Here is a 16,743-nt window from a genome sequence, read left to right as displayed (position 1 = left end):
GTTAAAGCGGTTGGTAGGGGATTTCAATTTCGAGGATGAGGCCGCCGCCAGCGCGATTGTGCACGCGGAAACGCCCGCCAACCAGCGCCACCCGTTCGCTCATACCCAACAAACCATAGTGGCCTGCATTCGCCAGTGCTGCTAAATTGATTTCGGATTGCAAGCCGCGCCCATTGTCGGCAATCGTCAAGAGCAGGGTGCGGCGGGCGGTGGTGCGCAGGCTGATGCCAACTTTTGTGGCTTGGGCATGTTTGCGCACATTGCTCAAGCCCTCTTGAATCATGCGAAAGGCCGAAATTTCGAGCATTTCGGGCAACCGCTCTAAATCGTCGTCGAGATCAAGCTGCACTTCGATGCCGCTACGACTGCTCCAATCGCGCACAAACGATTGAATCGCGGCATTCACCCCAAGGCTATCGATGGTTGGTGGGCGCAAATTACCACAAATTGCGCGTACCGTGCTTACCAGTTGGCGAATGTTGTCACGTAAATCGTCAAGCCCAAGGCTGGCTTGCTCAGGATCGTCAATTTGGCTGCGCAAATTATCAATATCATAATTAAGGCTCACCAAATCTTGAATTACTTGGTCGTGCAGCTCACGCGCTAGCACTTTGCGCTCGCCTTCACGCTCGGAAAGCAAACGGCGTTGAGCTTCTTGTAAGGCTGCATTGGCGCGATCAAGATTACTAACTTGTTGATCAAGTTGGCCAATCAATTGGCGATTAAGCTGATTCTGGCTGGCTAAATCGTGCTCTAGGCTGGATTGGCTTTGGCGTAAGGCCTCAGCTTGTTGGCTGGCGCGATGGTAATTTTCCAAGGCCCAAATAATCGGCGTGAGATGTTGCTGATCTCGCGCCCCAATTTGCGCCCGCACCACTTCCTCGCGAGTGGTTTTTTCGGTGGCCGCCTCGAACACAAAGCGTCCGCGCCGCAACACCAAAATCCGATTGCTAACCGCAAATAGATGATCAAGATTTTGACTGCTAAACAGCACCGCCACACCTTGCGCTTGCCATTCGCGAATCAATTCGAGCAACGTTTGTTGATATTCGTAGCGCAGCAGCGGCGTTGGCTCATCAATAATCACCACCTGCGGCTTGCGAATCAGCACCTGAGCAATTGCCAGCATCTGGCGTTGCTCGCTGGATAAATTGCGCACCAAGGTACGCAGCGAAGGCAACTCTAAGCCAAGTTGGGCTAAAATTTGCCGTGCCATGGTATCGTGATGGCGCTGATTGGGCAACGATAACCAACCGAGCCAGCCTCGCCCAACCTCGTGGCCCAAAAAAATCGCACTCGCCACATCCAAATGTTCAACCAGCACCGGCTGTTGATGAATAACCGCCAACCCAGCCCGAAAAGCGCTTTGGGTCGAGTTGATTAGTTGACCACGGGTCGAAATCACCCCAGTATCGGGTTTTTCCAAGCCCGCCAACAAGCGCACCAGCACCGATTTACCAGCGCCACTTTGGCCAGTCAAGCCCACCACCTCGCCAGGCGCAAGATCAAAACTGACCTCATCGATCACGGGCAGCGTCCCAAATTGCTTGGAAATATGGCGGCAGGTAAACATCAAATTCAGCCATTCGTTGCTTAAATACAAACGCTATGGACGATCAAGCATCCATAGCGTTCGCAGAAAAACCTATTTAACCATTAATGGAATTTCGACCTGCTTGGCTTGACGAGGCTGTTTGATGCCCATCGATGGCACGCTTTCGCTATCTTTGGGGTCTTCAAAAGCTTGAATCAAGTTGTAATGGGTATCGCGTTTAGCCGGAATAAAGCCAGCATCGCGAATAAAGCCGTGGATTTCACGTTCGCCCATACATTGGTAGGTGTCGTGGGCAGCGTTGGAAACCACATTTTCTTCAAGCATGGTCGAGCCAAAATCATCAATGCCAAACTTCAGCGAGACTTGACCAATCTTTGGCCCTTGGGTCACCCATGAAGCCTGAATATGATCAAAGTTATCGAGCATAATTCGCGCAATCGCGGTGTGGCGCAAATATTCGGCAGCGGTTGCCCCGTAGTCATCGGAGAACTTCGAGCGACCCAACGAGGTCAGCTCCGATTTCTGGACAGTCCACGAAATAAAGGCAATAAAGCCATTGTTATACTCGCGCAACGAAACATCCTGCAAATCACGCAGTTTGATCAAGTGATTCATGCGTTGTTCCAGTGTCTCGCCGAAGCCAATCACCATGGTTGCGGTGGTGGCCATGCCCAGCGATTGCGCTGTGCCTTGAACTTCGAGCCAACCAGCAGCATCTTGCTTGAGTGGGCTGACCCGTTGGCGCACTTCATCATCGAGAATTTCGGCACCGCCGCCAGGCACGCCAGCCAAGCCAGCTTCCTTCAGCGCAACCAGCACCTCACGAATGCTCATGTTCTCGACCTTGGCCAGATTATCGATTTCTGAAGGCGAGAAACAATCAAGCTCGATACTTGGATAATGTTCGCGCAAATAGCGCAGCAGGCCGGTATACCACGACAGCCGCAATTCAGGATGATGGCCACCCTGCATCAGCACGCGGGTTCCGCCATATTCGACAAGCTCGGCTAAACGAGCACCAATTTCTTCGTAGGTTTGCACATACGCTTCTGGGTGGCCCAATGGGCGATAAAAACCACAGAATTGGCAATTGGTAGTGCAAACATTACTATAATTGACGTTGCGATCAACAAGATACGTCACTAAGTTTCCGGGCACAAGCCGTTGGCGAATCGCATCAGCAGCCATGCCTAAATCCAGCAGGTCAGCTTCACGATACAAAAACAGCCCTTCCTCAGCCGAAAGACGCTCACCATTGACTGCTTTTTCAAGAAGCGATTGTACATTCATAATTAAAAAAGCCCCCCGTTGGTTTTGGTGGCGGGCTGACTCAATGCAGTCCGTCGCTTCAATTGTATCATATTTCACACGGCGATTTCAGGGCGCTTTGGCAAGCCAGATTAAAGCCGATTCCCAACCATCCTGCCATTATTAAGCACGTTGGTTGGGAAGCAAATTCAGCTCAAATTAGGATGATTAATGGTCAAAGAGCTAGGCTATTCGCCACTTTGCTGCATTAACCAGCCGCCAGCGGTCGCCGCCCCCAAAGCAAGAATTGAGAGATAGAACCCAAAGCCAAAGCTAATATCAATTTCAGCAAAGCCCATATCACTTGGTTTGCTAATCAAGCCCCCAATTAACCCTAAACCTAACGCAGCGGCAGTGGCATAAAAAACGGCTTTACCCAATGGTAAATTAATCGTTCGTTGGATCAATGGATAAACATGTTTGCCAAAAAGTGGGGCGATTAAATTAACAAGAACTGTGGTAAGCGCTAAAAAGCCCAGCCATGGCCAGAAATATGATAACCCTACCGATGAGCTTTCACGAAACCCCAAGATGGCTGAAGAGAAACTATACCACGGCAAGAAATAGCCCAGCCATGCGACAAGGCCGCCACCAATAGCCAAACGGCGGCCCAGCGACAAACCTTTGAAGCCCCGCACTAATTGATCGCCGCTTGGGACGACAAATTGGCCTTGGTCTTGCGGTTGCAAGGGTTGGCTGTAGGGTTGATACAATTGGGGTTGGTTGGACGGCGGTTGATTGGTCTGATAATTAGGATCAACAGGCGGTTGATTGGAATATTGATCGTTGCTCATGATATATCCTCCAGCACTAAACCATTGGTTTTAGCAGATCCAACAGCATATGTTCAATCTAAGCACTCGCTTATGCTGAGTTCAATTGACAATTTGCCCAAAGGAGTCACTTTGTTTACTATCAGGCTCAGCAGTTGACTCAGCATCATGCGGCGGTTCACCAACCTCAGCTAAATCACGTGGCTCATCAGCAGTTTCTTGCCACGTGATCGTGGTGGTGATCGTCGTAACGGTGGTTACCGTGCGTCGAACGATTCGTCGCATAGCTCAACTCCTTCGGTATAACTGCTGCTGAACCTCGTCTGCGAACTAGCATAGCAAAGCCAAGCCTGAAAAATATGACAAATCTTGTCAAAATCGCGCTCTTTATCCACGATGTAACCTGTTTTAGTCGCAATACGTACCCCCAACGATGCTACCCGCTTGCATAACGATACAAGGCGACCAACAATTTCTACTCAGTTAGGAGGCTTGCGATGCCAGCAGTTACCCTCGAATCTTTCAGCACGTTTGGAGCGCTGCTGCATTTTCTGCGGCGCAGAGCACGCCTAACCCAACGCGATTTAGCGATTGCCACGGGCTATAGCGAGGCCCATATCTCGCGCTTGGAAAATGATCAGCGTTTGCCCGACCTCACAACCTTGGTAGCATTAATGGTTCCGGCACTCGATCTCAGTGACGATCCCGAAAGCGTTGCGCGGTTGTTGGAGCTAGCGGCGGCGGCTCGCGGCGAATCGTTGGTTGGCACCAGCGTCACGGTCACCAAAAAAATTGAGCAGCAGCAACAGACTGAACTTGGCCTGCTGGATTTACCTCCACCCTTGCCTCCATTTTTAATCGAACGCCACGCCACCAAACAGGTACAACAACGCTTAGCCAATGAACGCTGTTTGTGCGTCAATGGGCTAGCGGGAGTTGGCAAAACCGTGATCGCCAGCCAAATTGCTCAAAGTTGGGGTGAACGCTGCTTTTGGCTAAGTTTTACGCCTACAATTAGCCTTTCGAGCGAAATTCTAATTCGTCAATTAGCACTATTTTTGCTGAGCCATGGCGATGAGCAGGTTGAGCCGTTATTGCACTTGCCGCGTGATGGCGAAGCTAGCCTAAGTTTTGAACGCCAACTGGGATTACTAATCAACGGGTTACAGCAGATTCCGGCTTTGCTCTGTTTTGATAATGCTCAATTGCTGATCGAGCAACCGCAACTACGTTTGATTATTGAACAGCTGGCCCAAAAAACCACCAGCCAAGTATTAGTGTTGAGCCGCGAACAATTCAATTTACAAGGCTTTAGTTATTGGTCGTTGCATGGATTAGAATTAGTTGAAGCTCAACGTTTGCTCACACATTATGGAACGCAACTTAGCCCAAACCACAGCCAACAATTGATCGAACGCACTCAAGCCAATCCGGCGTTGTTGCGCCTATCAATTGGCTTATTGAGTGATCGCGGGGCAGATGAAGCCTTGATGCAGCATTTGATCGACGAGCCACATATTGCCAGTTTTGTGCTTGACCAAATGCTTGGTCAATTGCCAAGCAGCAGCGAACGCCTGTTAGCGCTGTTGACGGTTGCTGCTCAGCCCCTTAATTTACATGCTGAATGGCCGATGGAATGTAGTTTTGCTGTCGATGGGCCATATCAATGGCAACAGGCAATGAGCGATCTAACTCGCCGTCAGTTGATTGATGCCCCCAGCCATGCCAATGTCTTGCCGCTGGTGCAAGAATATATTTATGCCCAATTACGCAGCCAGCCAAGCCGCCGCAAAGCACTGCACCAGCAACTTGCGAGAGTTTTCGAAGATCAACGAATCGACCCAATTCGCGCGGCCCAGCATTATCTTGCGGCGGGCGATGTGCCTGCTGCGCTCAACAGCCTGCAACAACAACTTGATCCCTTGATGAACCAGGGGTTATCTAGCGCGGCGGCGGCGATTTTACAAAGCATTCGCCCAACGATCGAGCAACAGCATCCTGAGTTGTTGTTTCCATGGTTGCAAAGTTATGGTGAATTTTTGATGGCTACCAGTCAAGCGAGCGAAGCCGAAGCCATGTATCGCGAAGCCTTAGCCTTGGCTTGGCAACCAAATCAACGGGCGCATTTGGTTTGGCGCTTAACTGGGGCCATGTTGCATCGCAATCAAGCTGCTGCTGCCCAAACCTTGCTCGAACAAACCATCGCTACGCTGGATTCGCGCGAGGTACGCTTGCATGGCTTATTACAAATGGCGCTGAGCAAAGCGATTTTGATGCAATCACAATTTGCGTTGGCTCGCCAAGCCGCCGAACAAGCGATTGCCCTAACCAATCAACTTGAACCTGAGGCTATTATGACGATTGCTGAAATTCGGGCGCGGGCTGGCGGAACCTTGGCGATTGTGCAGCAATATACTGGCGAAGTCGATGCCAGCATTCAAACATGGCTCGATGTGATTGCTCAAACCCGCATTGCCCGCTTGGAGCGGGTGCGCCCACGAGCCTTTGTCAATTTAGCTAATCTTTATTACACCAAAGGCGATTTAAACCGTGCCGAAGCCACGATTGACGAAGCGGTTACGGGCTTGCGGCGGATTGGCGATGTCTATGCTCAAGCCCGCATGCAGCACACCCAAGCGATTATTCAAATGATGCGCGGCCAGCCCCAAGCCGCGTTACAAACCCTCGAACAAGCCTGCGCGATCAAACAACAGATCGATGATCAACAAGGTTGGTACAATTCACGCAACCAAATTGCCATGACCTTATTAGCATTGGGGCAAACTGAACAAGCCGAAGCCATTGCCCAAAATTTATTGCATATGCTTGGCGAGGGTGGTGAGCCATTTTTCCGAGGCGTAATTTTAGATACCCTGGCGCTAGGGCAGTTATTGCGCGGCGATTTGCGCTCAGTTCGCCAAAGCCTTGATCGAATTGCGGCCATGCCAATTGCCCAAAGCAACAATTTACTGCGCATGGCTTGGGAGCGACGTTCAGTTTTGTTGATGTTGCTCACTGAGGGAGCCGAGCATGCTCGAACGGTGTTTAGCCATAGTTTACCGCTAGCCGGCAACGGCGAAATTGCCCTTGATCATGCCTGCCTTGATGCCTTAATCACGCAGGCCTCAGGCGATGTACCAGCCGCTCAACGCCAATGGCAACAACTGGCCCAACGGGCGGCCAGCAATGGCTACGAATATTATCGGATTGTGGCCGAAGCGCAGTTGCAAGCACCCAGCCATGCCAGCTTGCACCAGCGCGTGCTACAAATGCACCAACCATTTGCTCCAGATTGTTGGCATCAGCCAGCCTTAGCTCAAGCGGTGAATAAGTAGAAATCGGCGGTTTCTACTTAATTCACTACCCTTCCGTCCCGCCTCAAGGCGGGACGGAAGGGCGGAGATCACGAATTAGGCTAATAAGTTGCCTATAAACCTCCCGATTAGTAACAAGTGGTCCATAACCTTGGGTTGAGGAAATATTAAACTGTGAGTGTTGTTATCATACCTGGCTCTAGCCAACGTGGCTGAATCGCGCTCCCAACGAAGGCTTGTTCAATTTCTGCTTGGCCTTGGCTAAAGTGCTGCCAACCATCAAAATGAATCGGAATCAAGCTTTGAGGCTTGAGCAGCTGCGCTGCTTGGAGGGCTTGAGTTGCATCAAAGGTAAATAGGGTCGGGCCTGTTGGCGCAAATTGGGCTGCCCCAACATGTAAAAAGACCGTGCCAATGGCGTAGCGTTCAGCAATTGCCGCAATTCCATCAAACAACACTGTATCGCCAGAAATATAGATTGGGCCATGCTCAAACGTCGGATATTCCAACACAAAGCCAATTACCTCGCCAATAATTGGCAGTAACTCGACCGGGCCATGTTGAGCTGGCACGGCAGTGATCGTCAGCGGTAAGCCTTGGGGCGTGTTAATGATGATCGATTGCCATTCGGCTAGGCCTTGTACGTTGGTCGCGCCCTGTTGTTGCAAGCGCTGGCGGCCCGATTCAGTGGTCAAGACATGGCCTGCGTTTGGCAGCAAAGCGCGGCCTGCATCATCCAAATTATCATAATGATCGTCGTGCGAGAGCAAAACTAGATCAATTGCGCCAATATCATCTGCTTGCAAGGCTGCTGGTGCTTGCTTGTAAAGTGCAAATTCAACCTGTGGCCGTACTTGGTAAACCCGCGAACTGCCTGCTGGATCAAACACTGGATCAGTCAAAATCCGCAAACCGTCAATTTCCAACAAAACCGTGGCTGTGCCGATGTAGGTTACATTGATTTGCATAATAACTCCTTATAAATACGGACGTTCGTGTTTTATTGAAGCTAAAAAATTTTAGCTGCGATAGGTGGCAATTAAATTGTCGATGGCGGCGCGGGCGGTTGCAAATTGGGTTTCGTGACTACGGACTGCTCGCCACACCAGCGCGGCGATTTCGATGCCATGGAATTGCAGCGCAACCTCGGCAATTGGCGTGTCAGGGCGAAACTGCCCGAGTTGCACGGTTTCGGCGATGGATTGCTCAATAAAATTTAGATAATTGTGATAATAGCGCAGCACAGCTGCCCGCACTTCCGAGTTATCCAAATCATCAAGCTCAAGCACAGCGTTGGTAAAAAAACAGCCACCCAGAAAAATGCCCTGCTGCAAATAGCTAAACCACGAATCGCAAAGCTTGCTAAGGCGGGCAATTCCGGCGGGTTCGGCTAGCACTTGGCCAATCACCGCTGCTTGAAATAGCTCAGAGGCTCGATCAACCGCCGCAACTTGCAGTTCAGTCTTGGATTTGAAGTGCGCACTGATACCGCCCTTGGACATGGCGACAGCCTCAGCCAAGCTGCCAATCGTTAAGCCATTCAGGCCAGCGACCGAAGCCATCTGCACTGCTTTATTCAAAATAAGTTCTTTGGCACTATCTTTGCGACTCATATTGATAAAATACCATACGTTCGTATTTTACGCAAGCATGAATCTTGCCTAATCCATAGTTATGCGCTTTCTAGAACGATAATCTTTGAGCTTTCACGTGGTGAGTACATACCATCAAATGTGCTTTAGGGGGTGCAGGGGGATGAAAACACCCTGCGTTTCCCTTTGGCGGAGGGACGGAAGGGTGGCGAAATATGGCTAATCATACGTGGAGAGAAAACAGATAAACCTTTTGCTTGACAATCTAAGCATGATTGCTGCAACAATTTTTTGCTGGCCTGCGTCCTAGTTAGCAGATAAGCAACCACAAGTTGCACCCAAATAAGGAGTTTACAATGCAAAATTCAAATCGCTTAGTGCGTGTTCAACAAGATCAAATGATTGCTGGTGTTTGTACGGGCTTGGCTCAATATTTCGCTTTTGATGTAACCTTGGTGCGCTTGGCCTTTGTTCTGGTGACCTTGGCTGGTGGTTCGGGCGTGTTGCTCTACATCATTTTATGGGCCGTATTGCCAGTTGTAACTGCACCTGGTTTGCCTAGCCCAGGCATCAACAGCGGTATTGATGAAATGCGTAACCAAGCCCAAAATGTATTCAACAAGGTCAAAACTGCGGTCAACAATGCTCAAACCAGCAATGCTAATCCAGCTGTGCCTCAAAGCGATTGGAAGTTCGACCCACAAACGGGTCAACCAATCAATCCAGCGCCAGCCCAACCAGAAAAACCACGCTTTGACCCATACACTGGTCAGCCATTAAACGACTAATCTAACGATTGAGTTGATACCACAACGGTCGTTGAGCACTGCGCTCAGCGACCGTTTTTTGTTGGGCAGAATCACAAAGTTGCTCAACTTCTTGTTCTAGTAGTTTGAGCGTCTGCGGAGCCAGCCAATAGACCGTGGCTTGGCCTTCCTGTTCGTTTTCCACTATGCCAGCTTGAGCCAACACCCGCAAATGTTCAGAGATTGTCGATTGAGCACGATTGGTTCGCTGCACAATATCGTTACAGATACAGCGGGGATGCTGGGCGATGTAGCGCACAATGCCTAAACGCAATGGATGGCCTAAGGCGTGGCACAGATTGGCAAGTTGGGTCAATGCAGCATCAGCTTGAATCGTTTCCATCTGACAACCTCCGATTGTGGTGTTGATTAAAAACTAACACACGCGCATCACGGCATTTTGTCCGCGCTACGCGTGTGTTGCTTTGCCGTTCAATCTGCAACTTAGTTATTCAAGATAGGCTCGCAATTTGCGCCCACCAAACGCGGGGTGGCGCAGTTTTCGCAATACTTTGGCCTCGATTTGGCGAATGCGCTCGCGGGTAATTCCAAATTCGCGGCCAACTTCTTCGAGTGTGCGATATTTACCATCGACCAAGCCATAGCGTAGCTCAATAATGCGGCGTTCGCGTTCATCGAGTTTGCACAACACTTCATCAAGTTGCTCGCGCAATAAATGCTCGGTAGCATGATCAAGCGGCTCGGATGAGCGATCATCTTCAATAAAATCGCCCAGCACGCTATCGCCCTCGTTGCCAACAGGCGTTTCGAGTGAAACTGGCTGACGAGCAACTTCGAGTACTCGCCGCACTTTATCGGCGGGCAACCCAAGGGCTTCGCCAATCTCCTCGGCGCTTGGCTCGCGCTCTAGGGCTTGTTGCAACTTGTGGGCTGTGCGCTTGACGCGATTAATCGTCTCGCCCACATGGACTGGTAGGCGAATTGTGCGACTATGATCAGAGATCGAGCGCGTAATTGCTTGGCGAATCCACCAAGTGGCATAGGTTGAGAACTTAAAGCCCTTGTGATAATCGAACTTCTCGGTTGCCCGCATCAGGCCAATATTGCCCTCTTGAATTAAATCTAAAAACGACATGCCGCGGCCAACATATTTTTTGGCAATCGACACCACGAGGCGTAAATTGGCTTGGATGAGATGTTGACGGGCGGCTTCGCTTTCGAGGACTTGCTGTTGCAGACGGGCTTTTTCTTCGAGGAGATATTCGTGGCGGGCGAGCCGAATCATCGCGCGTTCGCCGCGTTCCAATTGTTTGGCCAACATGGTTTCTTCGTGGGCGGTCAAGAGATGCACTTGGCCAATTTCGCGCAAATACATGCGCACCGGATCATCGAGGCTTACCCCTTCCCGAATCAGAGACCGTTCGAGATCGTCGTCATCGACATCGCGTGAACGGAGATGCACTGCAGCGGTTGGCGGTTCTTCCAAAATTGGAATATCTTCTGCTTGGCAGCGGACACACAATTCGTCGAACAGCGCTGTGTTTTTGTCGGAGGGAGGAAGGTGGAGCAGCACTTGGTCGTGCGTTAGATAACGATGCTGACGGGCTGCCCCCATCAGAACTTCAAGTACGTTTTTCAAGTAAGCACCGACTTTCTACTGCTATAGAAAAGCCTAATGATAGACCACTATATCACGGATAGATCTGCGATTCAATACCCTATTCAAGCACATTGGGGGTGAAGTTTCCATAACATGCAGCTGATAATTCGTTGAAAAAAACGAAAAGTTGTATAGTATCTGGCAACAACTGCAAAGGAGGCGGGTTTTCAGCCCGATTGATGCCATGACAACGATTGCGCTTGATCAGCAGATTATTCATGCGGTTTGCCCTCACGATTGCCCCGATACCTGCTCGATGCTCGTAACTGTGCAAGACGGCAAGGCGATTAAAATTCAAGGCAACCCTGAGCACCCCATAACCAATGGTTTTTTGTGCACCAAAGTCTCGCGCTATGTTGAGCGCACCTACCACCAAGGCCGTTTGTTGTATCCAGCCAAGCGGGTTGGCCCCAAAGGCGCTGGCCAATTCGAACGGATCTCGTGGGAAGAAGCCCTAACCACCATCGCCGAACGATTACAAGCAATTACCATTAGCCATGGCCCGCAAGCAATTTTGCCCTACTCCTATGCTGGCACGATGGGCTTGCTGCATTATGGCTCGATGGATCGACGCTTTTTCCATCGTTTGGGTGCTTCATTGCTTGACCGCACAATTTGTGCCAGCGCTGGGGCAACGGGCTATCGCTATACGGTTGGCGCGAGTGTTGGCACTGACCCTGAAGCCTATGTTGAGGCCAAATTAATTATTTTGTGGGGAACCAACACGCTCACATCGAATGTCCACCTGTGGACGTTCGTCAAGGCGGCACGCAAGGCTGGCGCACGGGTGATTGCGATCGATCCTTGGCGTTCGCGCACTGCCGCTCAATGCGATTGGCATATCGCGCCATTGCCAGGCACTGATGCCGCCTTGGCGCTGGGCATGATGCATATTATTTTTCGCGATGGCTTGCACGATCAAGCTTATCTTGATGATTATTGTCTTGGCGGCGAGCAATTGCGTCAGCGCGTGCAGGAATATCCGCCAGAGCGCGTGGCCGAATTAACTGGTTTGGATGTGGCAACGATTGAGCAATTAGCCCATGAATATGCCACAACTGTACCCGCTGCAATTCGGATCAACTATGGCTTGCAACGTCACGCTGGTGGTGGCATGGCTGTGCGCACCTTGGCCTGTTTGCCTGCGGTAATCGGTTCGTGGCGTGAGCGAGCAGGCGGCATTTTGCTTTCCACCAGCGGCACATTTCCAATTAATAATGCTGCTTTGGAGTGCCCCGATCTGATTCCGGCTGGAACCCGCATGATCAATATGAATCAGCTTGGCCATGCCTTGACCGAGTTAAACGATCCGCCAGTGCAAGCCTTGTTTGTTTATAATTCTAATCCGGCGAGTGTGGCTCCCGATTTGGAAGCAGTTAAGCGTGGTTTGGAGCGCGAAGATTTATTCACGGTGGTGCACGAGCAGTTTTATACCGACACGACGCGTTACGCTGATATTATTTTGCCTGCGACCACCCAACTAGAGCATGTTGATTTACATAAAGCCTATGGTCACTGGTATCTAGCTTGGAGCAACCAAGCGATTGAGCCGCTGGGCGAGGCGATTCCGAATACTGAGTTGTTTCGGCGCTTGGCGGCCAAAATGGGCTTTAGTGAGCCATGTTTTGGCGATGATGATCAAACAATCGCTCGTCAGGCGCTCGATTCAGACCACCCAGCCTTGGCCGGCATTACGCTCGAACGCTTGCAACAAGAGGATTGGCTGCGTTTGAATGTGCCAAACGATTGGGCACCGTTTGCTGAGGGCAATTTTCTCACACCATCAGGCAAGTGCGAACTCTATTCTGAACGCATGCTGGCTGATGGTTTTGATCCATTGCCGACTTACACCGCACCGTATGAAAGCCCAACCACTAACCCGCGATTGGCCGAACGCTATCCATTAACCTTAATTTCGCCGCCAGCCCATCACTTTTTGAATAGCACCTTTGGCAATATTTTGCAGCGCTATGAGAGTGGCCCAACCCTAGAAATTAATCCACTTGATGCGATTGAACGCAACATTGACGATGGCGATCAAGTGTTGATTCGCAACGATCGCGGTGGGTTTCAGGCGCAGGCAGTCGTGACTGATCGGGTGCGCCAAGCTGTGGTGGTTGCGCCATCAATTTGGTGGTCGGAGCTAACCGTCGATGGCCGCAATGTCAACCATACCACGCCCCAAGCGCTCTCGGATATGGGTGGCGGTGCAACTTTCTACGATAATTTGGTTGAAGTTGAACGAATCGTCAGCTAAATCGCCAACCTGCCGATTGTGTCAAGAAACTGGCTCAATCGGCAGGTTGGAGTTTGGATTACGGCAATGTTTGATTCGCCATGCTCAGCAATAGGAATTAATCTATGCCATTATTATTTGCATTAACCATTTTTACCAGTGCCAGCTTATTATTTGTTATTCAGCCGATGTTTGCTCGAATGGCCTTGCCGTTGCTTGGTGGTGCACCATCAGTTTGGAATACAGCACTCGTATTTTATCAAACCATGTTATTGCTAGGATATGGCTATTCGCACTTGCTGACCAAATATTTTAAGCCACGCCAACAAGTATTAATTCATTGTGGGCTCTTATTAACCCCTTTGTTAGTATTGCCAATTGCAATTCCGGCTGGTTGGCAAGCACCGACCACTGATTTTCCAATTGCTTGGCTGTTGAGTTTATTTGCAGTTGCCTTAGGCTTGCCATTTTTTGTTGTTTCAGCTAGTAGCCCGTTACTACAAGCATGGTTTGGCACAAGTGAGCAAAATCGTAATCCTTACGTGTTATATGCGATGAGCAATGTTGGCAGTATGTTGGCACTCTTGGCGTATCCGCTGATTATTGAGCCAAATACCAGCCTTGCGATTCAAAGCTCTAGTTGGCGCTGGGGTTATTTGTTGTTGGTATTGTTGTTTATTGGTTGTGGCATACGGGTTTGGCAACGCGCACCACAAGCAGTTATCAGCCAAAATATGCAGCCAACTCAATCAATAAACTGGCAACGTCGGATCAAATGGATTGCATGGTCAGCAGTACCCTCAAGTTTATTAGTGAGTGTTACAACTTTTATTACCACTGATATTGTGGCGATGCCTTTGCTCTGGGTTATTCCCTTAGCTTTATATTTGTTGACATTTATTTTTGTTTTTGCCAATAAAGTTATTATTCCAAAACAAGCATTAATTTGGCTAATGCCAATTTTGGTGATGTTAATTATCCTAACGATGATTTCCGAAGCCAACAGCCCAATTCTCTTGCTCTTGATTTTGCACTTGCTGAGTCTATTTGTAGTAACCATGGTTCTACATCAACAACTAGCTGATGATCGGCCTGAACCACAAAAATTAACCGAATTCTATCTTCTTATGTCGTTAGGCGGCGTGATTGGCGGCATATTCAATGGATTAATCGCTCCGTTAATCTTCGATGCGGTTTGGGAATATCCGTTGATGTTGTGTTTGGCGCTGATGCTTGCGCCATGGCGAAAACCTAAACCTACCAATCGCCAAGAATGGCTCAAGTTATTACGTATACCTGGGTTAATGATATTGATAACGATCGGTTTAGTTTTGGGAATTAAGGCCTTTGATTATCATGGCCAATCGGTTGGCTATGCAATCTTATTTTCGGTGGCAATGCTAGTTGCCTATACTCAATCGCGTAATCCTTTGGCGTTTGGCTTGAGCCTTGGCGGATTTTTCAGCGTTGTTTCAATCATTGGTTTTAGTCAATCGACGGTTATTTATCAAGAACGTAGCTTTTTCGGAGTCAATCGGGTCGTTAATTCAGCTAATCGTTTGCATTTATTGATGCACGGAACTACCCTACATGGCATGCAATTTCTTGATCCAGCATTAAGCAAACGCCCGTTAACCTATTATAGTTTAAATGGGCCACTGAACGAGATTTTTCAAATTGTAAATCAACAACCATCTACAAAAACGATTGGAGTTGTTGGTTTGGGCAGCGGGGCAACTGCCTGTTATGCCCAACCACAAGATACTTGGCGCTATTTTGAAATTGATCCCGTGGTGATTGATATTGCTCAAAATCAACAATTTTTTAGCTTTCTGAGCCAATGTACGCCGCAAGCACCAGTGATTGTAGGTGATGCCCGAATTTCGTTAGCCTATGAAACCCAACCATTTGATTTATTGATGATGGATGCCTATAGCTCCGATGCAATTCCAACTCACTTAATCACGTTTGAGGCGATTGAATTATATCTGAGCAAGATCAAAGCTGATGGGATTATCGCTTTTCATATTTCAAATCGCTATCTCAATTTAGAGCCAGTTTTATACGATTTAGCGGCGGAGCTTGGTTTATTAGCATTAGTACATGAATATAATACCGATCAATCGGTACTCGAAGAGGGCAATATTAGCACCAAGTGGGTGATTTTTACCAAGAATCAAGCCTTATATCAACAATTTATCGATCAATATCAATGGCAAGCTTTACAAAATCGACCTAACGATCGTTTGTGGACTGACGATTATTCGAGCATTATTACCACGTTGTATGCTTGGCAATAAACGAAAGGTCAGGAATTGAGTGATTAGGGGCTAGAAGCCCACAAGGAAATTTTAACGCAGAATGGAACATGGCTATAGGCTATCTGTAATGGTATACAGCATTAACAACCAGTGCTTCCATGCCCTCACCCCCAGCCCCTCTCCCACTGCGGCGGGCGAGGGGAGCACTGCTGGAGCGGTTCCCCCTCGCTTCGCAGGGCGGGAGAGGGGGCTAGGGGGTGAGGGCATGAACCCAATGAACCATTATATATAGCCTATAGCCACTGATCTTCATCCTTCATCCTTCATCCCTTTTTACGCTGCTTGTTGCTCGCTAATTTGCTTGATTTTGGCTTCGCTCCACTCCCAGAGCTTTTCAGCAGCAGTTTGATCATGCGAGGCTGGGCTGGATTCACGCGGCTTCTTTTTATCAAAATATAAGCCCGTGAGATGCTCAACTTCGTGCGATGTTGCCAGATACAAGGTGGTTTCTGCACCTTTTTCGGCGCTGATCGAGCCAAGATCCATTAATTTACGCATGGCAATGCCAAAGAAGCCATTGTTGGCCGCAAAGCCCGTTGAGACCACGCCTGGATGCAAGCAGTTGACTGTGACATCGGTGTCAGCCAAACGTCGGGCTAGCTCTTTGGTAAACAGAATATTGGCTAATTTGGAACGACCATACATACGCCAGCCACCCCATTTGCGCTTGCCTTCAAGATCATTGAAATCCATTGCGCCCATGCGATGGGCCTCGGATGAAACATTGATAATCCGGGCAGGAGCGCTGACTTTGATCGTATCCAACAATAAGTCGGTTAACAGAAAATAGGCCAAATGATTCAGCGCCATAGTTAATTCAATGCCATCACTGCTTTCTTGGCGTGAGTTATAGAAGGCTCCGGCATTATTTACTAAAATATGCAATTGATCGTGCTTGCTCAGAAATTCAGCCGCTGCCCGTCGCACATCAGCTTGTTTGGATAAATCGGCCAGAATATAGCTAACATTGGGGTTACCAGTTTCGCGTTTGATCATCTCGGTAACGCCTTCGGTGCGCAATGGATGCCGCCCAATAATTACGACCGTTGCGCCTTGGCGAGCGAGTTCTAAGGCCGTCACCTTGCCGATACCACCAGTTGCCCCAGTGACCAAACAAACTTTACCTTTCATAGTGCCTCCATAAAAGCCACAAATTACATGTGCTACTAGCAGGATGCCGCGATTTACGCAGTGTGTCAAGCCATGGCAACAAACGC

The 16,743-nt window shown here is 49.3% G+C and carries 13 protein-coding genes; 4 read left to right on the top strand and 9 right to left on the bottom strand.

Annotation, left to right across the window (positions count from 1 at the left end):
* Position 1: 1 nt before the first annotated feature.
* From ABEB26_RS03295 to ABEB26_RS03280, 4 genes are all read right to left on the bottom strand, one after another.
* The gene (locus ABEB26_RS03295) at positions 2 to 1,573 is read right to left on the bottom strand and encodes an ATP-binding cassette domain-containing protein (RefSeq protein ID WP_345720517.1); all 1,572 of its coding nucleotides are present in this window, start codon (positions 1,571 to 1,573) and stop codon (positions 2 to 4) included.
* Positions 1,574 to 1,645: 72 nt separating this feature from the next.
* Positions 1,646 to 2,845, bottom strand: a complete 1,200-nt coding sequence (gene mqnC, locus ABEB26_RS03290) for a cyclic dehypoxanthinyl futalosine synthase (RefSeq protein ID WP_345720516.1) — start codon at positions 2,843 to 2,845, stop codon at positions 1,646 to 1,648.
* Positions 2,846 to 3,051: 206 nt separating this feature from the next.
* Positions 3,052 to 3,657 carry a hypothetical protein gene (locus ABEB26_RS03285; protein ID WP_345720515.1) on the bottom strand — a complete coding sequence of 202 codons (606 nt, stop codon included), beginning with the start codon at positions 3,655 to 3,657 and terminating at the stop codon, positions 3,052 to 3,054.
* A gap of 81 nt (positions 3,658 to 3,738) precedes the next feature.
* Positions 3,739 to 3,921, bottom strand: a complete 183-nt coding sequence (locus ABEB26_RS03280; RefSeq protein ID WP_345720514.1) for a hypothetical protein — start codon at positions 3,919 to 3,921, stop codon at positions 3,739 to 3,741.
* 212 nt (positions 3,922 to 4,133) lie between these two features.
* Here ABEB26_RS03280 and ABEB26_RS03275 point away from each other — a divergent pair, with 212 nt between their 5' ends.
* On the top strand, positions 4,134 to 6,971 hold the full coding sequence (locus tag ABEB26_RS03275) for a helix-turn-helix domain-containing protein (RefSeq protein WP_345720513.1): 2,838 nt from the start codon (positions 4,134 to 4,136) through the stop codon (positions 6,969 to 6,971).
* Positions 6,972 to 7,117: 146 nt separating this feature from the next.
* On the opposite strand, the gene ABEB26_RS03270 is transcribed toward ABEB26_RS03275, so the two are convergent.
* Positions 7,118 to 7,918 carry an MBL fold metallo-hydrolase gene (locus ABEB26_RS03270; RefSeq protein WP_345720512.1) on the bottom strand — a complete coding sequence of 267 codons (801 nt, stop codon included), beginning with the start codon at positions 7,916 to 7,918 and terminating at the stop codon, positions 7,118 to 7,120.
* A gap of 51 nt (positions 7,919 to 7,969) precedes the next feature.
* Positions 7,970 to 8,563, bottom strand: a complete 594-nt coding sequence (locus ABEB26_RS03265; RefSeq protein WP_345720510.1) for a TetR/AcrR family transcriptional regulator — start codon at positions 8,561 to 8,563, stop codon at positions 7,970 to 7,972.
* 335 nt (positions 8,564 to 8,898) lie between these two features.
* On the opposite strand from ABEB26_RS03265, the gene ABEB26_RS03260 reads away from it, so the two are divergent.
* Positions 8,899 to 9,330 carry a PspC domain-containing protein gene (locus tag ABEB26_RS03260; RefSeq protein WP_345720509.1) on the top strand — a complete coding sequence of 144 codons (432 nt, stop codon included), beginning with the start codon at positions 8,899 to 8,901 and terminating at the stop codon, positions 9,328 to 9,330.
* A gap of 1 nt (position 9,331) precedes the next feature.
* Here ABEB26_RS03260 and ABEB26_RS03255 read toward each other — a convergent pair whose 3' ends face one another.
* Both ABEB26_RS03255 and rpoD read right to left on the bottom strand, forming a co-directional pair.
* The gene (locus tag ABEB26_RS03255; protein ID WP_345720507.1) at positions 9,332 to 9,691 is read right to left on the bottom strand and encodes an ArsR/SmtB family transcription factor; all 360 of its coding nucleotides are present in this window, start codon (positions 9,689 to 9,691) and stop codon (positions 9,332 to 9,334) included.
* A 105-nt stretch (positions 9,692 to 9,796) separates the two neighbouring features.
* Positions 9,797 to 10,924 (bottom strand): RNA polymerase sigma factor RpoD, encoded by a 1,128-nt coding sequence (rpoD, locus tag ABEB26_RS03250; protein WP_012192194.1) that lies wholly within the window; start codon positions 10,922 to 10,924, stop codon positions 9,797 to 9,799.
* A gap of 229 nt (positions 10,925 to 11,153) precedes the next feature.
* Here rpoD and ABEB26_RS03245 point away from each other — a divergent pair, with 229 nt between their 5' ends.
* Positions 11,154 to 13,226, top strand: a complete 2,073-nt coding sequence (locus ABEB26_RS03245; RefSeq protein ID WP_345720505.1) for a molybdopterin-containing oxidoreductase family protein — start codon at positions 11,154 to 11,156, stop codon at positions 13,224 to 13,226.
* 104 nt (positions 13,227 to 13,330) lie between these two features.
* A complete protein-coding gene (locus ABEB26_RS03240) occupies positions 13,331 to 15,505 on the top strand; it encodes a spermidine synthase (protein WP_345720504.1) in 2,175 nt (724 codons plus the stop codon).
* A 294-nt stretch (positions 15,506 to 15,799) separates the two neighbouring features.
* Here ABEB26_RS03240 and ABEB26_RS03235 read toward each other — a convergent pair whose 3' ends face one another.
* The gene (locus ABEB26_RS03235) at positions 15,800 to 16,657 is read right to left on the bottom strand and encodes an SDR family oxidoreductase (protein WP_345720503.1); all 858 of its coding nucleotides are present in this window, start codon (positions 16,655 to 16,657) and stop codon (positions 15,800 to 15,802) included.
* Positions 16,658 to 16,743 lie beyond the last annotated feature (86 nt).

It is taken from the genome of Herpetosiphon gulosus, from assembly GCF_039545135.1.
Taxonomy (GTDB): domain Bacteria; phylum Chloroflexota; class Chloroflexia; order Chloroflexales; family Herpetosiphonaceae; genus Herpetosiphon; species Herpetosiphon gulosus.
This window is presented reverse-complemented; position numbering and strand designations above follow the sequence as displayed.

Excerpts from the sequence above, each read along its gene's own strand:
- rpoD (WP_012192194.1), bottom strand. The coding sequence starts at position 10,924 with ATGGGGGCAGCCCGTCAGCATCGTTATCTAACGCACGACCAAGTGCTG.
- ABEB26_RS03295 (WP_345720517.1), bottom strand. The coding sequence starts at position 1,573 with ATGTTTACCTGCCGCCATATTTCCAAGCAATTTGGGACGCTGCCCGTG.
- ABEB26_RS03275 (WP_345720513.1), top strand. The coding sequence starts at position 4,134 with ATGCCAGCAGTTACCCTCGAATCTTTCAGCACGTTTGGAGCGCTGCTG.
- ABEB26_RS03270 (WP_345720512.1), bottom strand. The coding sequence starts at position 7,918 with ATGCAAATCAATGTAACCTACATCGGCACAGCCACGGTTTTGTTGGAA.
- mqnC (WP_345720516.1), bottom strand. The coding sequence starts at position 2,845 with ATGAATGTACAATCGCTTCTTGAAAAAGCAGTCAATGGTGAGCGTCTT.
- ABEB26_RS03265 (WP_345720510.1), bottom strand. The coding sequence starts at position 8,563 with ATGAGTCGCAAAGATAGTGCCAAAGAACTTATTTTGAATAAAGCAGTG.
- ABEB26_RS03285 (WP_345720515.1), bottom strand. The coding sequence starts at position 3,657 with ATGAGCAACGATCAATATTCCAATCAACCGCCTGTTGATCCTAATTAT.
- ABEB26_RS03255 (WP_345720507.1), bottom strand. The coding sequence starts at position 9,691 with ATGGAAACGATTCAAGCTGATGCTGCATTGACCCAACTTGCCAATCTG.
- ABEB26_RS03260 (WP_345720509.1), top strand. The coding sequence starts at position 8,899 with ATGCAAAATTCAAATCGCTTAGTGCGTGTTCAACAAGATCAAATGATT.
- ABEB26_RS03235 (WP_345720503.1), bottom strand. The coding sequence starts at position 16,657 with ATGAAAGGTAAAGTTTGTTTGGTCACTGGGGCAACTGGTGGTATCGGC.
- ABEB26_RS03240 (WP_345720504.1), top strand. The coding sequence starts at position 13,331 with ATGCCATTATTATTTGCATTAACCATTTTTACCAGTGCCAGCTTATTA.
- ABEB26_RS03245 (WP_345720505.1), top strand. The coding sequence starts at position 11,154 with ATGACAACGATTGCGCTTGATCAGCAGATTATTCATGCGGTTTGCCCT.
- ABEB26_RS03280 (WP_345720514.1), bottom strand. The coding sequence starts at position 3,921 with ATGCGACGAATCGTTCGACGCACGGTAACCACCGTTACGACGATCACC.